16 protein-coding genes are annotated in these 16,065 nt (G+C 53.1%); 13 read left to right on the top strand and 3 right to left on the bottom strand.

All coding sequences use genetic code 11. The features are described from left to right. Window positions 1-27: 27 nt before the first annotated feature. The gene (xthA, locus tag AC07RN_RS01465) at window positions 28-834 is read right to left on the bottom strand and encodes an exodeoxyribonuclease III (RefSeq protein ID WP_059178229.1); all 807 of its coding nucleotides are present in this window, start codon (window positions 832-834) and stop codon (window positions 28-30) included. 433 nt (window positions 835-1,267) lie between these two features. Between xthA and astC the strand changes: the two genes are divergently transcribed. The 7 genes from astC to ves all read left to right on the top strand — a co-directional run bounded on the left by astC (window position 1,268) and on the right by ves (window position 8,972). Further along, on the top strand, window positions 1,268-2,488 hold the full coding sequence (gene astC / locus AC07RN_RS01460; RefSeq protein WP_478335399.1) for a succinylornithine/acetylornithine transaminase: 1,221 nt from the start codon (window positions 1,268-1,270) through the stop codon (window positions 2,486-2,488). Continuing rightward, window positions 2,485-3,519, top strand: a complete 1,035-nt coding sequence (astA, locus tag AC07RN_RS01455; protein ID WP_478335398.1) for an arginine N-succinyltransferase — start codon at window positions 2,485-2,487, stop codon at window positions 3,517-3,519. Before astC ends, astA begins: the two co-directional genes overlap by 4 nt. Next, window positions 3,516-5,003: a succinylglutamate-semialdehyde dehydrogenase gene (gene astD, locus AC07RN_RS01450; RefSeq protein ID WP_478335397.1), complete on the top strand. Its 1,488-nt coding sequence runs from the start codon at window positions 3,516-3,518 to the stop codon at window positions 5,001-5,003. The genes astA and astD overlap by 4 nt, the downstream gene beginning before the upstream one ends. Continuing rightward, window positions 4,990-6,315, top strand: coding sequence for an N-succinylarginine dihydrolase (gene astB / locus AC07RN_RS01445; protein ID WP_478335396.1), 1,326 nt, complete (start codon window positions 4,990-4,992; stop codon window positions 6,313-6,315). Before astD ends, astB begins: the two co-directional genes overlap by 14 nt. A gap of 9 nt (window positions 6,316-6,324) precedes the next feature. Next, window positions 6,325-7,290, top strand: a complete 966-nt coding sequence (gene astE, locus AC07RN_RS01440) for a succinylglutamate desuccinylase (RefSeq protein WP_478335395.1) — start codon at window positions 6,325-6,327, stop codon at window positions 7,288-7,290. A 337-nt stretch (window positions 7,291-7,627) separates the two neighbouring features. Then, the gene (gene spy / locus AC07RN_RS01435; protein ID WP_059178221.1) at window positions 7,628-8,116 is read left to right on the top strand and encodes an ATP-independent periplasmic protein-refolding chaperone Spy; all 489 of its coding nucleotides are present in this window, start codon (window positions 7,628-7,630) and stop codon (window positions 8,114-8,116) included. 298 nt (window positions 8,117-8,414) lie between these two features. Then, a complete protein-coding gene (gene ves / locus AC07RN_RS01430; RefSeq protein ID WP_012017097.1) occupies window positions 8,415-8,972 on the top strand; it encodes an environmental stress-induced protein Ves in 558 nt (185 codons plus the stop codon). Here the strand turns inward: ves and cho are convergent. Both cho and nadE read right to left on the bottom strand, forming a co-directional pair. Next, window positions 8,950-9,828 carry an excinuclease Cho gene (cho, locus tag AC07RN_RS01425; RefSeq protein WP_012017098.1) on the bottom strand — a complete coding sequence of 293 codons (879 nt, stop codon included), beginning with the start codon at window positions 9,826-9,828 and terminating at the stop codon, window positions 8,950-8,952. The genes ves and cho overlap by 23 nt on opposite strands. 86 nt (window positions 9,829-9,914) lie before the next feature. After that, the gene (gene nadE, locus AC07RN_RS01420; protein ID WP_478335394.1) at window positions 9,915-10,742 is read right to left on the bottom strand and encodes an ammonia-dependent NAD(+) synthetase; all 828 of its coding nucleotides are present in this window, start codon (window positions 10,740-10,742) and stop codon (window positions 9,915-9,917) included. A gap of 246 nt (window positions 10,743-10,988) precedes the next feature. Between nadE and osmE the strand changes: the two genes are divergently transcribed. The 6 genes from osmE to AC07RN_RS01390 all read left to right on the top strand — a co-directional run bounded on the left by osmE (window position 10,989) and on the right by AC07RN_RS01390 (window position 16,060). Then, on the top strand, window positions 10,989-11,333 hold the full coding sequence (osmE, locus tag AC07RN_RS01415) for an osmotically-inducible lipoprotein OsmE (RefSeq protein ID WP_012017100.1): 345 nt from the start codon (window positions 10,989-10,991) through the stop codon (window positions 11,331-11,333). 260 nt (window positions 11,334-11,593) lie between these two features. Beyond that, window positions 11,594-11,914, top strand: coding sequence for a PTS sugar transporter subunit IIB (locus AC07RN_RS01410; RefSeq protein ID WP_012017101.1), 321 nt, complete (start codon window positions 11,594-11,596; stop codon window positions 11,912-11,914). Between the two features lie 81 nt (window positions 11,915-11,995). Next, the gene (chbC, locus tag AC07RN_RS01405) at window positions 11,996-13,354 is read left to right on the top strand and encodes a PTS N,N'-diacetylchitobiose transporter subunit IIC (protein ID WP_012017102.1); all 1,359 of its coding nucleotides are present in this window, start codon (window positions 11,996-11,998) and stop codon (window positions 13,352-13,354) included. A gap of 46 nt (window positions 13,355-13,400) precedes the next feature. Beyond that, window positions 13,401-13,748 carry a PTS N,N'-diacetylchitobiose transporter subunit IIA gene (gene chbA / locus AC07RN_RS01400; RefSeq protein ID WP_478335393.1) on the top strand — a complete coding sequence of 116 codons (348 nt, stop codon included), beginning with the start codon at window positions 13,401-13,403 and terminating at the stop codon, window positions 13,746-13,748. Window positions 13,749-13,772: 24 nt separating this feature from the next. Continuing rightward, the gene (gene chbR, locus AC07RN_RS01395; protein WP_449553408.1) at window positions 13,773-14,591 is read left to right on the top strand and encodes a transcriptional regulator ChbR; all 819 of its coding nucleotides are present in this window, start codon (window positions 13,773-13,775) and stop codon (window positions 14,589-14,591) included. 113 nt (window positions 14,592-14,704) lie between these two features. Next, window positions 14,705-16,060, top strand: a complete 1,356-nt coding sequence (locus AC07RN_RS01390; protein ID WP_478335392.1) for a 6-phospho-beta-glucosidase — start codon at window positions 14,705-14,707, stop codon at window positions 16,058-16,060. The last annotated feature ends 5 nt before the right edge of the window (window positions 16,061-16,065 follow it).

Below are 16,065 nucleotides of genomic sequence, written 5' to 3'. Positions count from 1 at the left end.
CAGAATTTTTTGCAGTTTCACCGGCGATTACAGTTTGAACTTAGCCCAGACTGGCGCGTGGTCGGACGGCTTTTCCATGCCGCGAATATCGTAATCGATACCGGTTTCGATGCAGCGTTCCGCCAGCGGTGCGCTGGCCAGCAGCAGGTCGATGCGCAGGCCACGGTTGTCATCAAAGCCTTTTGAGCGGTAGTCAAACCACGAGAAACGGTCCTGCGTATCCGGGTTTGCGGCACGGAAGGTATCCACCAGACCCCAACTTTGCAGACGCTGCATCCACTCGCGTTCTTCCGGCAGGAATGAGCATTTCCCGGTTCGCAGCCAGCGCTTGCGGCTGTCTTCGCCGATGCCGATATCCAGATCCGTTGGGCTGATGTTCACATCACCCATGATCAGTACCGGATTCTCTTTGTTCAGTTCCGTCGTCAGATAATCCTGCAGATCCTGATAGAACTTGGCTTTGGCCGGGAATTTGGTCGGGTGGTCGCGGCTTTCGCCCTGCGGGAAATACCCATTGATGACGGTGATGTTTCCAAGTGGAGACGGAATTTCCGCCATGATAATGCGGCGCTGCGCTTCACCGTCGTCGCCAGGGAAGCCACGACGAACGGAAACCGGCGTCTGTTTGGTCAGCAGCGCCACGCCATAGTGGCCTTTCTGCCCGTGATAAAAGACGTTGTAGCCGAGTTTTGCGACGTCTTCGAGGGGGAACATGTCGTCGTGAACTTTTGTCTCCTGCAGGCCGATCACGTCTGGCTGATGTTGCTCAACGATGGCTTCCAGCTGGTGAGGACGGGCGCGCAGGCCGTTGATATTAAAAGAGACAAATTTCATAGTCGCTGCCAATGCAAGGTGAATAGTGCATGGATGTTAGCAGAATTTGCGCCGCCTGTTATCGGGTTCAGCCAATAACTGCAACAGAAAATCCCGACGGTGCAATATTTGCACCATTTCGACGCGCCTTGCCCTCAAACAGGGCGTAAACGGCCAGTAAATTTCGCGAGCGATCACAAATCCAGAATTATATTTGGCCTGTGAATAATATTTCTGTTTTTCCTGCGGCAAACCGCCGCTTGCTGTAAAAATATTCACTTATTATGCATTAACAGTGAATAGCGGTAGGGCGTAACCTATTGATATTCCGTCCTCCTAAGCCGTTTATGCAATTTTATCGCTGGCTGGCACGAACTCTGCAATCTACATTCACAGTGCAAACACTCAATTATTTAACATTTGAATAACTTTTAATTTACCGGATGAGGTCGCTATGTCTCTGTCAATTACGCGTGAAAATTTCGATGAATGGATGATGCCGGTTTACGCCCCGGCGGCTTTTATTCCGGTAAGGGGTGAAGGCTCACGCCTGTGGGACCAGCAGGGAAAAGAGTACATCGACTTTGCGGGCGGGATTGCGGTAAATGCCCTGGGCCACGCGCATCCGGCGCTGCGGCAGGCGTTGAACGATCAGGCGGCGAAATTCTGGCATACCGGCAACGGCTATACCAACGAGCCTGCGCTGCGCCTGGCTAAAAAATTGATCGACGCGACCTTTGCCGAAAAAATCTTTTTCTGTAACTCCGGCGCAGAGGCCAACGAAGCGGCACTCAAGCTGGCACGTAAATACGCCCACGATCATTTTGGTGCGCAAAAAAGCGGAATTGTGGCGTTCAAAAACGCCTTCCACGGCCGCACCCTGTTTACCGTGAGCGCGGGCGGTCAGCCCGCCTATTCACAAGATTTTGCTCCGCTGCCGCCGGACATTCGTCACGCCATCTATAACGATCTGCAATCCGCCGCCGCGCTGATTAATGACGATACCTGCGCGGTGATCGTCGAGCCGATGCAAGGCGAGGGCGGCGTGGTGCCTGCCGATAAAGCGTTCCTGCAAGGACTGCGCGAACTGTGCGATCGCCACAACGCGCTGCTGATTTTTGATGAAGTCCAGACCGGCGTTGGCCGTACCGGCGAGCTGTATGCGTACATGCACTACGGCGTGACGCCGGATGTGCTATCGACGGCCAAAGCCCTCGGCGGTGGATTCCCAATCGGTGCCATTCTGACGACCAACAAATGTGCCAGCGTGATGGTTGTGGGCACGCACGGCACGACTTACGGCGGTAACCCGTTGGCGTCGGCGGTGGCAGGACAGGTACTGGATATTATCAATACGCCAGAGGTGTTAAAGGGCGTGAAGCAGCGCCACGACTGGTTTGTGGAGCGTCTTAACGCCATTAACAGCAAAACCGGTATGTTCAAAGAAATTCGTGGTCTGGGGTTGCTAATTGGCTGCGAACTGACGGCTGAATTTGCCGGAAAAGCTAAACTTATTTCACAGGAAGCGGCAAAAGCGGGCGTGATGGTGCTGATCGCGGGGGCTAACGTAGTGCGTTTTGCACCGGCGTTAATCGTCAGCGAAGAAGAGGTCGCCACCGGTTTAGACCGTTTTGCGCTGGCCTGTGAACAGGTGAAATCAGGGGTGTCATCATGATGGTCATCCGTCCCGTTGAGCGCGGCGATCTCGCCGGACTCATGCAGCTTGCCGGTAAGACGGGGGGCGGGCTGACCTCGCTTCCTGCCGATGAAAAAACGCTGTCGTCTCGCATCGACCGCGCCCTGCAAACCTGGCAAGGGACGCTGCCAAAAAGTGAACAAGGCTACGTCTTTGTTCTGGAGGAGTCTGACACCGGGACCGTGGTAGGGATCTGCGCCATCGAGGTGGCGGTGGGCCTTAATGACCCGTGGTACAACTACCGCGTTGGTACGCTGGTTCACGCATCGAAAGAGCTGAATGTCTATAACGCGCTGCCGACGCTTTTCCTCAGCAACGATCACACCGGCAGCAGCGAACTCTGCACTTTATTTCTTGACCCCGACTGGCGCAAAGAGGGCAACGGCTATCTGCTCTCGAAATCCCGCTTTATGTTTATGGCCGCATTTCGCGATCGCTTTAACGAAAAAGTGGTGGCGGAAATGCGCGGCGTTATCGATGAAACGGGCTACTCCCCGTTCTGGGAAAGCCTGGGTGAACGCTTCTTCTCGATGGAATTTAGCCGCGCCGACTATTTGTGCGGGACAGGGCAGAAAGCGTTTATCGCCGAATTGATGCCGAAACATCCCATCTACACCGACTTTTTAAGTCCGCAAGCGCAGGCGGTAATTGGCCAGGTTCATCCGCAGACCGCTCCCGCTCGCGCGGTGCTGGAGAAAGAAGGTTTCCGCTACCATAACTATGTCGATATTTTTGACGGCGGCCCGACGCTGGAGTGCGACGTCGACCGCGTGCGAGCCATCCGTAAAAGCCGTCTGGTGACGGTGGCAGACGGCCAGCCAGCGCCGGGTGAATGGCCCGCTTGTCTGGTGGCGAACGAGCAGTACGACCAGTTTCGCGCGATGCTTATCCACACCAACCCCACCTGTGAACGTCTGGTGCTGACCGCAGCCCAACTGGATGTCCTGAAATGTAACGCAGGCGATACCGTTCGTCTGGTGCGACTTTGCCCCGAGGAGAAAACAGCATGAGTTTATGGATCAATGGTTACTGGGTCACGGGCGAAGGCGAACGACGCGTGAAGACCAATCCGGTCGGCAACGAGGCGCTCTGGCAGGGTTTTGATGCCAGTCCGGCTCAGGTCGAGCAGGCGTGCCAGGCGGCCAGAAAAGCCTTTCCGGCGTGGGCAAAACTGCCGTTTACGGCCCGTCAGGCGATTGTCGAAAAATTTGCGACGCTGCTCGAAGCCAATAAAGCAGAACTGACCCGCGTTATCGCCCGCGAAACCGGCAAGCCGCGCTGGGAAGCGACGACCGAAATTACAGCGATGATCAATAAAATCACCATTTCGGTTAAGGCCTATCATACCCGCACCGGCGAACAGCATACCGCTATGGCGGACGGTGCGGCGACGCTGCGCCACCGTCCACACGGCGTGCTGGCAGTATTCGGGCCGTACAATTTCCCGGGACATCTGCCTAACGGCCATATTGTGCCTGCGCTGCTGGCAGGGAATACGGTGATTTTCAAGCCAAGCGAGCTGACGCCGTGGAGCGGTGAAGCGGTTGTGAAACTCTGGGAACAGGCAGGTTTGCCGCCGGGCGTGCTGAATCTGGTTCAGGGCGGGCGTGAAACCGGTCAGGCGCTGAGCGCGTTAAGCTGTCTCGACGGCCTGCTGTTTACCGGCAGTGCCGGAACGGGATATCAGCTGCATCGTCAGCTGGCAGGTCAGCCGGAGAAAATTCTGGCGCTGGAAATGGGCGGCAATAATCCCCTGATTGTTGAAGATCCTGATGATATTGACGCCGCTGTGCATCTGGCGATCCAGTCGGCGTTTGTCACCGCCGGACAGCGCTGCACCTGCGCACGTCGTCTGCTGGTGAAAAACGGCGCACAGGGCGATGCATTTTTAGCGCGTCTCATTGAGGTGACCGCGCGTCTGGTGCCTGATGCATGGGACGCCGAGCCGCAACCGTTTATCGGCGGGCTGATTTCCGAACAGGCTGCGAATCACGTCATTCATGCCTGGCGCGAACACGTGGCGCGGGGCGCAAAAACGCTGCTGGAGCCAAAGCTTGTGCAGCCAGGAACGTCACTGTTAACGCCGGGCATCATTGATATGTCGGATGCACGGGACATCCCGGATGAAGAGGTCTTTGGGCCGCTGCTGTGCGTTTGGCGTTACGATGATTTCGACAGCGCGATCGCGATGGCCAACAATACCCGCTATGGCCTGTCGAGCGGGCTGATTTCACCCGATCGCGAGAAGTTTGATCAGCTGCTGATTGAAGCACGTGCGGGCATCGTGAACTGGAACAAACCGCTAACTGGAGCGGCGAGCACCGCGCCGTTTGGTGGTGTGGGTGCATCCGGTAATCATCGTGCCAGCGCGTGGTATGCCGCCGATTACTGTGCGTGGCCGATGGCCAGTCTGGAAACGCCCGCTCTGACGTTGCCGGAGGCGCTCAACCCAGGACTCGACTTTACCCAGGGGAATGGTCATGAAAGCGCGTGAAGTCAACTTTGACGGGCTGGTGGGGCTGACCCACCATTACGCTGGATTGTCGTTTGGCAACGAAGCGTCGACGAAACACCGATTCCAGGTCTCGAATCCAAAGCTGGCGGCCAAGCAGGGGCTGCAGAAAATGAAAGCGCTGGCGGATGCTGGTTTTGTGCAGGCAGTGATCCCGCCGCAGGAGCGTCCAAACGTTGACGTGTTGCGCCAGCTCGGCTTTAGCGGCAGCGATGAGCTGGTCGTCGAAAAAGCCGGAACCCAAGCACCGCATCTGCTTTCGGCAGCCAGTTCGGCATCGTCAATGTGGGTGGCCAATGCCGCCACCGTCGCGCCATCGGCCGATACGCTCGACGGAAAAGTGCATCTGACCGTGGCGAACCTCAACAATAAATTCCATCGCGCGACTGAAGCGGTCACCACCGAGCGCGTGCTGCGCGCCATCTTTAAAGATGATGCGCGGTTTAGCGTGCACGAAGCGCTGCCGCAGGTGGCGATGTTTGGTGATGAAGGGGCAGCGAACCATAACCGTCTGGGCGGTGATTACGGTGATCCCTCCACGCAGCTGTTCATTTATGGCCGCGATGACAGTGGACACGTCGCGCCGTCCCGTTATCCGGCGCGCCAGACGCTTGCCGCGAGTCAGGCCGTTGCGCGCCTGAATCAGGTCAATCCGGGACAGGTGGTGTTTGCGCAGCAAAACCCACAGGTTATCGATCAGGGCGTGTTTCATAACGACGTGATTGCGGTTTCTAATCGTCAGGTGCTGTTTTGCCATGAGCAGGCGTTTGCCCAGCAGGAGAAATTACTGGCAACCCTGGCCGAGCGCGTGCCGGGTTTTATGCCGATTCAGGTGCCGACACGTGCCGTCAGCGTGCAGGACGCGGTGCAAACCTATCTGTTTAACAGCCAGTTGCTGAGCCGCGAGGATGGCAGCATGCTGCTGGTCCTCCCGCAGGAGTCGCAAAATCATCAGGGCGTGTGGCGCTATCTCAGCGAACTGGTCAAGGGCGATAACCCCATCAGCGAACTGAAGGTGTTCGATCTGCGCGAAAGCATGGCGAACGGCGGGGGGCCGGCGTGTTTGCGCCTGCGGGTGGTGCTGACGCAGGACGAAATCCGCGCCGTCAATCCGGCGGTACTGATGAACGATGCGTTGTTTAATACGCTCAACGATTGGGTCGATCGTTATTATCGCGATCGCTTAACCCAGGCTGATTTGGTCGATCCGCAACTGCTGCGAGAAGGGCGCGAGGCGCTGGATGCCTTAACGAAGATCCTGCATCTGGGATCGGTTTACCCGTTCCAGCGCTAAGGAGAGGTTATGCAGAATTTATTGGCGCTGACGCTGGCGGATGAAAAGCCAGCTGCGCGGCAAGGCGAGGGGCCGACGTTTCACTGGAAATGGTCCGGGCGCGGGTTACTTGAACTGATCCCTTTTGAGACCAGTGAACGGTCTCTGGTGCTTTCCGCGGGTATTCACGGCAATGAAACCGCACCGGTTGAAATTGTCGATTTACTGCTCAAGGCACTGTTTACCGGTGACATATCTTTGCGCTGCCGTGTGCTGGTGGTGCTGGGGAATCCTCCGGCGCTGGCGCAAAACAAGCGCTATCTGGAAAGCGATATCAACCGGATGTTTGGCGGACGCGGGGCGCAGTTTCCGCAGGGCGACGAGACCGCGCGGGCACTCCAGCTTGAAAACAGCGTGCGCGAGTTTTTTGCCACGGCGGGGCCTGACCGCTGGCATCTCGATCTGCATACCGCCATTCGTGCGTCTTACCACGTGCGTTTTGGCGTCATGCCGCAGCGCAACCAGCCGTGGGATGAGTCTTTCCTTGGCTGGCTCGGGGATGCGGGCCTTGAGGCGCTGGTTTTCCATCAGTCACCTGGCGGGACATTTACCCATTTTACCTGCGAGAATTTTGGTGCGCTGGCCTGTACGCTTGAGCTGGGCAAAGCGTTGCCGTTCGGGCAGAACGATCTTTCACGCTTTACCCCGACGCATCTTGCGCTGCGTGCGCTGTTATCCGGAAACAAGCCTGAACATTATTCAGGAACCGTTGAGCGCTATCGGGTCGTGCAGCAGATCACCCGCCGCAGCGAGGCATTCCAGCTACACATGGCGGCGCATACGTTGAACTTCACCCCTTTCCGGCATGGTGTGGTGTTGGCGCAAGACGGCGACGAACGCTACGAAGTGCAGAAAACGACAGAATACGTGTTGTTCCCCAATCCCTCGGTTGCCTTTGGTTTGCGGGCGGGATTGATGCTTGAGAAATTAACCTGATGCTATTTCCTCTCTTTGAGGAGAGAGGAATATCAATTTTATTTTCTTATCGATTAAGGCGTTTGCCGTTATTTGCAGATTTATCCTGGTGTATTGCTTTATTATTAATCCACAGAGCGGTATACTTCTTCATAATCTCTTTAAATTCAGCTATTTGCCTATTTTTGTTTCAACTCTCCACGTTTTTTCCTTAATTCCTCCACATTTGGCTATAAATTGTTTTTTACACTTTCATTGTTTTACCGTTGCTCTGACTTATTGACGATAAACCCCGTAAAGTTAATCTCGTCAACACGGCATAGCGCCGAAGAATAACTGAAAGAAAGGACAAAAAATTATGCGTAAATTAACTGCACTGTTTGTTGCTTCTACCCTGGCTCTGGGCGCTACCAGCATGGCGTTCGCCGCAGATACCGCGACAACAACTGCCGCGCCCGCTGATAGCAAGATGATGCACCATAAAGGCAAGCCGGGTATGCATCATGACATGATGTTTAAAGACCTGAACCTGACGGATGCGCAGAAACAGCAGGTTCGCGAGATCATGAAAAGCCAGCGTGACCAGATGAAACGTCCTCCGCTGGAAGAGCGCCGCGCAATGCACGATATCATTGCCAGCAATACGTTTGATAAGGCCAAAGCGGAAGCGCAAATCGATAAGATGGCTGAGCAGCACAAAGCCGGCATGCTGGCCCGCATGGAAACGCAGAATAAGATTTACAACATTCTGACTCCGGAACAGAAAAAACAATTCAATGCCAATTTTGAGAAGCGTCTGACAGAACGTCCTGCGCCAGAAGGTAAAATGGCTCCGCCAGCTGAATAATCAGCTCAACACATATAAGACCGCCGGAATCCTGTTCACAAAAGCGTAATCGCGGTGGACAGGTCCGGCGGTTTTTTCTTTCTCACCCTCTTGTCACGCGCCACCAGCACGGTATGCTCCTGTAAGCGGTTCAGATAATGTTAAGAGAGTCAGGGCGTTAGTGTTTTTTTCAACGCCATACTAAGGCCTTATTGCATTGCTGCCGATAATGCATCTGTAATGACCCAACGATAACAATCAAGATAGCAACACTGATTCAGTGTCGCCCTGGTGCGAGTTGCGCCTTTCAGGAGTGGTGATGGATTTTTTTGATATCCGCAAAATGCCGGTTAATCTCTGGCGAAACGGGGCTGGCGAGACGCGCGAGATTTGCTGTTTTCCTTCTGCGACGCGTGATTTTCACTGGCGTGCCAGTATTGCTTCTATCGCCAGCAACGGCGAATTCTCTCTTTTTCCAGGTGTCGATCGGGTTATCACCCTTCTTGAGGGTGGCGAAGTGACGCTGGATGCGGGGCATGCGTTCTGCCATACCCTAAAACGACATCAGCCGTTTAGTTTTGCGGGTGACCATCCGGTGAAGGCGAATCTCACCGAAGGGCGTATGTCGATGGATTTCAATATTATGACGAAGCGCGACTGTTGCCGGGCAAAAGTGCGCGTGGCCGATCGCACCTTTACCACGTTTGCCTCACGCGGGGGTGTGGCGTTTGTGCTGAGTGGCGCGTGGCAGTTAGGGGACAAACTCCTGACCGCCGATCAGGGCGCAAGCTGGCATGACGGAACGCACACGCTACGTTTACTGGAATCTGAAGGAACGCTGTTGTTCAGTGAAATTACCTGGCTTCCGGGACACTGAGCTCAATAATTTCATACCCACCGGCGAGCAACGGTTTGCACAGAATTTTATAACCGTCGTGATCAAAACCGGCTGGCGCGCGCAGGAGTGCCGTCGCATCGTCTAGCGTATCGACGGCACCCAGCCAGAACCAGTTATGAATGATGTGATAATGCGTCATTTCGTCGCGGGTTTCTTTTAACGCAATGGCGCCTTGCCATGGCCAGCAGGTGACGCTCAGCGCCGCCAGACCTTCTTTTAATCTCGCATCATGTTCTTCAATGCTTTCTTTACCGCAGCACGCACCTGCACATCGCTTTAGTGCAAAGCGGAAACAGGCGCGTCCGCGGGTGAGTGATTCCAGCCCCAGCACGCCATAGCAAAGTTGCTGCGCATCGGCGAGCGTTTGCAGGGCTTGCAACGCCGCACGGCGATTGGCAAACAGACCGTGCAGGCCCGGTGCGTGCGAGAAATCAACGTCTCGGGCATAAACTACCTGCGGTTTTCCACCAGTGATTTGCAAGGAACACAGCTGACGATTGCGACGAAGGCGTTTATTGAACAGCGGCTGCTGCTCTTTAATCAGACGCGCTTCAAGTAACAATGCACCCAGTTCGCCAGCGGTTTGCATCCAGGTAATCCGCCGCGACTGGCGCAGCATGGCGGCCTCGTCAGGCGTACGCAGATGCGATAACACCCGACTGCGGATATTGACACTTTTGCCGATATACAACGGCATGGCGTCACTCTCGCCATGAAAGAAATAGACACCGGGCTGTTTTGGAAGCGCCTCAAGCCAGGGGCGAAGATGTTCTGGGTATTCGTAGATGGCCGCCGCTTCAAATTCAAGACGCGGGGCAGATTGACGCCTGCTCACAAAAAACTCCGTATACTGTTCAGGTATACAGTGTAGCAGGTTGCGAATGGTTAAAAAAGAGGCGGTAATGACCGCCCCTTACGCGTTTAGCGTTTCCAGAAGTCGTCGAATACCGTAATCGGCGGGCGACGCTTATGCTCAGTTTTCAGATACCAGCCTTCAATGGTGCGGGCGATGGTGTCATCCAACGTTTTCCCTTCCAGATAATCATCGATATTTTCGTAAGTGACACCCAGCGCGGCTTCATCCGGAAGAGAAGGGCGATCGTCTTCCAGATCGGCGGTTGGTGCTTTCAGGTACAGGTGTTCCGGGCAGCCCAGAGCGGCCAGTAACTGTTTTCCCTGGCGCTTATTGAGGCGGAAAAGCGGGTTGATGTCGGTGCCGCCGTCGCCATACTTGGTGAAGAATCCTGTCACGGCTTCCGCGGCATGATCGGTACCGACCACCACACCGTTGGTCATCCCGGCGATGCTGTATTGCGCTTTCATACGCTCGCGCGCTTTTTCATTGCCGCGCACAAAATCGCTGAGTTCAAGACCCGCCTCGCGCAGCGCTTGTTCGCTGGCCAGCACGGAACCTTTAATGTTCACGGTCAGCACGCGATCCGGCTGAATAAAAGCAATGGCGTCCTGACAGTCCTGCTCATCGGCCTGGACACCGTAAGGCAGTCGCACGGCGATAAACTGCAGCGACTCATCACCCGTTTCCTGGCGCAATTCCGAGATTGCCTGCTGGCAAAGTTTACCGGCAAGCGTAGAGTCCTGACCGCCGCTGATGCCTAACACCAGCGTTTTCAGAAACGAGTTTGTTTTTAAATAGGATTTCAAAAAATCAATGCTGCGACGAATTTCCTCGTTGGCATCGATGGATGGCTTGACGCCAAGCGCCTGAATAATCTCTTGTTGCAGAGCCATTACGCCCTCCATTAGCAAAAACAAAGCACAATGTGTGATGTGTTAAAACTAACCCTTTGGGCGGAAAACGACAAGGATCACAGTTTCGAGACGGGCAAATTAAGACGATTTAGTCGCTTATCGTTGTTTTATTAGAATTTTCCGAAAAACCTGCTGCTTCGCCCTTAAAGTTGATGAATAGACATTTTTATCCCATGCTTAGATAACACGCTGATTAACAAGCGCTGATAAACAAGAGGAAGGAATATGAACAAGAATGTAGCGGGAATTTTAGGTGCAGCGGCGGTATTGACTATGCTGGCGGGTTGTACAGCTTATGATCGTACCTCCGATCAGTTTACGCAGCCGGTAGTTAAAGATGTGAAGAAAGGCATGAGCCGCGCGCAAGTGTTGCAGGTAGCGGGTAAACCTTCTTCAGAAGTGACTATGATCCATGCTCGTGGGACTTGCCAGACTTACATTCTGGGTCAACGAGACGGTAAAGCAGAAACCTATTTTGTCGCGTTGGACGATACAGGACACGTGATCAACTCGGGTTATCAGACCTGTGCTGAGTATGATACCGACCCACAGGCACCGAAAGTTAAATAACGTTTTTGCCTGAGCACCTGAACAAACCGGCCAACTGGCCGGTTTTTTTATGCATTGACGAATCTTATTTATTTGCGCGAATTATTTACATAAACTGTGAGGGCAGTCAAAACGACAGGTCAAGGAGAGACAATTTTGATTAACCGCGAATTATCACCTCATCCCGCCTTGCCGTATACTCGATTTCAATGACAAACAAGTGTAACACCCGCAGGCGTCAATCTGGTGATAGTGGGTGGTCATACTAGAGGGAAGTGGCTATGGAAAAGAAACATATCTATCTGTTTTGCTCTGCGGGCATGTCAACGTCGTTACTGGTGTCAAAAATGCGCGCACAAGCGGAAAAGTACGACGTGCCTGTGGTGATTGAAGCGTTTCCTGAAACGCTGGCAGGTGAAAAAGGCCCGGCGGCGGATGTCGTATTACTGGGACCACAAATTGCCTACATGCTGCCAGAAATTCAGCGTCTATTGCCGAATAAACCGGTTGAAGTGATCGATTCTGCGCTGTACGGCAAAATCGATGGTTTGGGTGTGCTTAAAGCTGCAGTTGCATCGATTAAAAAAGCTGCCGCTAATTAGAATATTTTATTTTTCCCGTCAAAGAGTTATTTCACACACTTACGCCGCAATATTCGTTGCGGCATTTAAGGGTCATTTCCTATGAGTAGAGTCATCAATTCACTTGAAAAGGTTCTCCTTCCTTTTGCTGTTAAAATAGGAAAGCAGCCGCATGTAAATGCCATCAAAAACGGTTTTATTAAAGTTATGCCGTTGACGTTGGCTGGGGCCATGTTCGTTTTAATTAATAACGTTTTTCTGAGTTTCGGTGAAGGTTCTTTCTTCTATTCATTGGGTATTCGCTTAGACGCTTCAACCATTGAAACCCTCAATGGCTTTAAAGCCATCGGCGGCAACGTATACAACGGTACGTTGGGTATTATGTCGCTGATGGCACCTTTTTTCATTGGGATGGCGCTGGCTGAAGAACGAAAAGTCGATCCTCTGGCGGCAGGTTTATTATCCGTCGCTGCCTTTATGACCGTCACACCTTATAGCGTGGGCGAAGCCTATGCCGTGGGTGCAAATTGGCTAGGGGGCGCAAATATTATTTCCGGTATTGTTATCGGATTGGTCGTGGCGGAAATGTTTACTTTTATCGTTCGCCGAAACTGGGTGATTCGTTTACCGGATAGCGTGCCAGAATCCGTATCGCGTTCATTCTCCGCGTTAATTCCTGGCTTTATTATTCTCTCCATCATGGGAATTATTGCCTGGGCACTGACTCACTGGGGCACCAACTTCCACCAGATTATTATGGACACCATTTCTACGCCGCTGGCGTCGATGGGTGGCGTGGTAGGCTGGGCGTACGTGATTTTCACCTCGCTACTGTGGTTCTTTGGGGTACACGGTTCTCTGGCGCTGGCTGCGCTGGACAGCGGAATCATGACGCCGTGGGCGCTGGAAAACGTGCAGTTGTATCAGCAGTACGGTTCGGTCGATGCGGCTCTGGCAGCAGGTAAAACCTTCCATGTGTGGGCGAAACCAATGCTGGATTCGTACATCTTCCTGGGCGGTACGGGGGCAACGCTGGGTCTGATCATTGCCATCTTTATCACTTCGCGTCGCGCCGACCATCGTCAGGTGGCAAAGCTGGCGCTGCCGTCAGGCATCTTCCAGATTAACGAGCCGATCCTGTTTGGTTTGCCAATCATCATGAACCCGGTGCTGTTTATCCCGTTCATCCTTATTCAGCCCCTGCTGGCCGCGATTACGTTGACCGCGTATTACCTGGGCATTATCCCGCCAATCACCAACATTGCACCCTGGACGATGCCGGCGGGTCTGGGCGCATTCTTCAACACCAACGGTAGCGTGGCCGCTTTCTTACTGGCGATATTCAACTTAGGTGTTGCAACGCTGCTCTACATGCCTTTCGTGGCGATCGCCAACAAAGCGCAAACCACTATAGATGAAGAAGAGAGCGAAGAAGATATCGCCCTCGCACTGAAATTCTAAGATTGTCAGGCCGCGGGGCAACCCGCGGCAGTAAAAGGAGATGAAGATGTTTGATTTGGATACTATCGTGGCGGAAGACGCCGCCGAAAACGATCTCGAAGAAGTGGTGATGGGGCTCATCATCAATTCTGGACAAGCACGCAGCCTGGCTTACGGTGCGCTTAAGCAGGCGAAACAGGGCGATTTCGAGGCCGCGAAAACCATGATGGCGCAGTCCCGCACCGCGCTGAACGAAGCTCATCTGGTACAAACTAAGCTGATTGAAAGCGACCAGGGTGAAGGTAAAATGAAGGTCAGTCTGGTGTTAGTTCACGCCCAGGATCACCTCATGACTTCGATGCTGGCACGCGAGCTTGTCGCAGAGTTGATCGAGCTTCACGAGAAGATCCACTAAGTCTGTCCGCAGGAGGTAAACACGATGGAAATTAAAACCGCACTTGAGCAGCAGTTGTTTAATGGCAAGAATTTTCACGTGGTTATCTACAATAAAACGGAAAGCGTCAGCGGCCTGCACCAGCACGATTACTACGAATTCACCATTGTCCTGACCGGTCGCTACTATCAGGAAATCAACGGCAAGCGGGTTCTGCTGGAGCGGGGGGACTTTGTTTTCCTGCCGATGGGATCGTATCACCAGAGTTTTTATGAGTTTGGGGCCACGCGTATTCTCAACGTGGGCGTGAGCCGACGCTTCTTCGAAAAACATTATTTACCGCTGGTGCCATTCTGTTTTGTGGCATCGCAGGTTTATCGCATCAAAAATGAATTCCTGACCTGGATCGAAACGGTGATTGCATCACTGAATTTTCGTGACAACGAATTTGATGAATTTATCGAGACGGTGACCTTTTATGTGATGAACCGATTGCGCCATCATCGCGACGAGCAGCAGATTATCGATGATATTCCACTGTGGCTTCGCGGTACCGTTGAATCAATGCATGACAAAATGCAATTTGGCGATAACGCGCTGGAAAATATGATTGCGCTGTCGGGTAAATCGCAAGAGTATCTTACGCGCGCCACGCAGCGTTATTATCAAAAAACACCGGTGCAAATTATTAACGGCATCCGCATTAATTTTGCTAAAAAACAGCTCGAAATTACCAACTATTCCATCACCGATATCGCTTACGAGTCGGGATATAGCAGCCCGAGCCTGTTTATTAAAACCTTTAAAAAATTCACCTCTTTTACACCGAGCAGTTATCGTAAAAGTCTAACGGTCATAAATTAATTTTGGCGGTGTTATCCGCCATCGATATTGACGTAATTGCTTGCCCACATAATAGCGGAAATGCCACGCTATACTTTGCAGGCAGTTATCCTGATTACGCTAAGGGAGATATTATGCAACAGAAATTAAAAGTCGTAACGATTGGCGGCGGCAGCAGTTATACCCCAGAATTGCTCGAAGGTTTTCTGAAACGTTATCACGAGTTGCCTGTGAGTGAATTATGGCTGGTGGACGTTGAAGAAGGGCAGGAGAAACTCGATATTATTTTCGACCTGTGCCAGCGCATGGTGAAAAAAGCCGGCGTTCCGTTAACCGTGCATAAAACACTCGATCGCCGCCTGGCATTAAAAGATGCTGATTTTGTCACAACCCAGCTGCGCGTTGGTCAGCTTAAAGCGCGTGAACTCGACGAGCGTATCCCGCTGAGTCACGGTTACTTAGGTCAGGAAACCAACGGCGCGGGCGGTCTGTTTAAAGGTCTGCGCACCATTCCGGTGATTTTCGACATCATTAAAGATGTGGAAGAGATTTGCCCGCAGGCGTGGGTCATTAACTTTACCAACCCAGCCGGGATGGTGACGGAAGCGGTGTATCGCCATACCGGTTTTAAACGTTTTATCGGCGTGTGCAACATTCCGATCGGCATGAAAATGTTTATTCGCGATGTGCTGGTGCTGTCCGACAGTGACGATCTTTCCATCGAGCTGTTTGGTCTCAACCACATGGTGTTTATCAAAGACGTGCTGGTCAACGGTGAGTCGCGCTTCGCTGAGCTGCTGGACGGCGTTGCATCGGGTCGTCTGACGGCCGGTTCAGTGAAAAATATCTTCGATCTGCCGTTCAGTGAAGGGCTGATTCGTTCTCTGAATCTGCTGCCGTGCTCTTACTTGCTCTATTACTTCAAGCAGAAAGAGATGCTGGCGATTGAAATGGGTGAGTACTACAAAGGCGGCGCGCGTGCGCAGGTGGTGCAGAAGGTCGAAAAACAGCTGTTTGATTTGTATAAAGATCCAGAGTTGAACATCAAACCTAAAGAGCTTGAGCTGCGCGGTGGGGCGTACTATTCCGACGCGGCCTGCGAAGTGATCAACGCGATTTACAATGATAAGCAAGTTGAACACTACGTGAACGTGCCGCATCACGGCCATATCGACAATATCCCGGCAGACTGGGCGGTTGAAATGACCTGTATTCTGGGACGCGACGGCGCGACGCCACACGCGCGTATCACCCATTTTGACGAGAAAGTGATGGGCTTGATCCACACCATCAAAGGTTTCGAAGTAGCGGCCAGCCATGCGGCGCTGAGCGGCGAGTTCAATGATGTCCTGTTGGCGCTGAATCTGAGTCCGCTGGTGCATTCTGACCGGGATGCGGAATTGCTGGCACGCGAAATGATCCTGGCGCATGAAAAATGGCTGCCTAATTTTGCGGCGACGATAGAGAAACTCAAACGCGAACAACGTTAAGAGGG

It is taken from the genome of Lelliottia sp. GFLA7 (assembly GCF_056490165.1).
Note: the sequence above shows the minus strand (reverse complement) of the source record. Positions and strands in the feature narration are given on the sequence as shown.

Excerpts from the sequence above, each read along its gene's own strand:
- osmE (WP_012017100.1), top strand. The coding sequence starts at position 10,989 with ATGAACAAGAATGTAGCGGGAATTTTAGGTGCAGCGGCGGTATTGACT.
- chbC (WP_012017102.1), top strand. The coding sequence starts at position 11,996 with ATGAGTAGAGTCATCAATTCACTTGAAAAGGTTCTCCTTCCTTTTGCT.
- AC07RN_RS01390 (WP_478335392.1), top strand. The coding sequence starts at position 14,705 with ATGCAACAGAAATTAAAAGTCGTAACGATTGGCGGCGGCAGCAGTTAT.
- astD (WP_478335397.1), top strand. The coding sequence starts at position 3,516 with ATGAGTTTATGGATCAATGGTTACTGGGTCACGGGCGAAGGCGAACGA.
- astA (WP_478335398.1), top strand. The coding sequence starts at position 2,485 with ATGATGGTCATCCGTCCCGTTGAGCGCGGCGATCTCGCCGGACTCATG.
- nadE (WP_478335394.1), bottom strand. The coding sequence starts at position 10,742 with ATGGCTCTGCAACAAGAGATTATTCAGGCGCTTGGCGTCAAGCCATCC.
- ves (WP_012017097.1), top strand. The coding sequence starts at position 8,415 with ATGGATTTTTTTGATATCCGCAAAATGCCGGTTAATCTCTGGCGAAAC.
- chbA (WP_478335393.1), top strand. The coding sequence starts at position 13,401 with ATGTTTGATTTGGATACTATCGTGGCGGAAGACGCCGCCGAAAACGAT.
- astC (WP_478335399.1), top strand. The coding sequence starts at position 1,268 with ATGTCTCTGTCAATTACGCGTGAAAATTTCGATGAATGGATGATGCCG.
- astB (WP_478335396.1), top strand. The coding sequence starts at position 4,990 with ATGAAAGCGCGTGAAGTCAACTTTGACGGGCTGGTGGGGCTGACCCAC.
- astE (WP_478335395.1), top strand. The coding sequence starts at position 6,325 with ATGCAGAATTTATTGGCGCTGACGCTGGCGGATGAAAAGCCAGCTGCG.
- AC07RN_RS01410 (WP_012017101.1), top strand. The coding sequence starts at position 11,594 with ATGGAAAAGAAACATATCTATCTGTTTTGCTCTGCGGGCATGTCAACG.
- xthA (WP_059178229.1), bottom strand. The coding sequence starts at position 834 with ATGAAATTTGTCTCTTTTAATATCAACGGCCTGCGCGCCCGTCCTCAC.
- chbR (WP_449553408.1), top strand. The coding sequence starts at position 13,773 with ATGGAAATTAAAACCGCACTTGAGCAGCAGTTGTTTAATGGCAAGAAT.
- spy (WP_059178221.1), top strand. The coding sequence starts at position 7,628 with ATGCGTAAATTAACTGCACTGTTTGTTGCTTCTACCCTGGCTCTGGGC.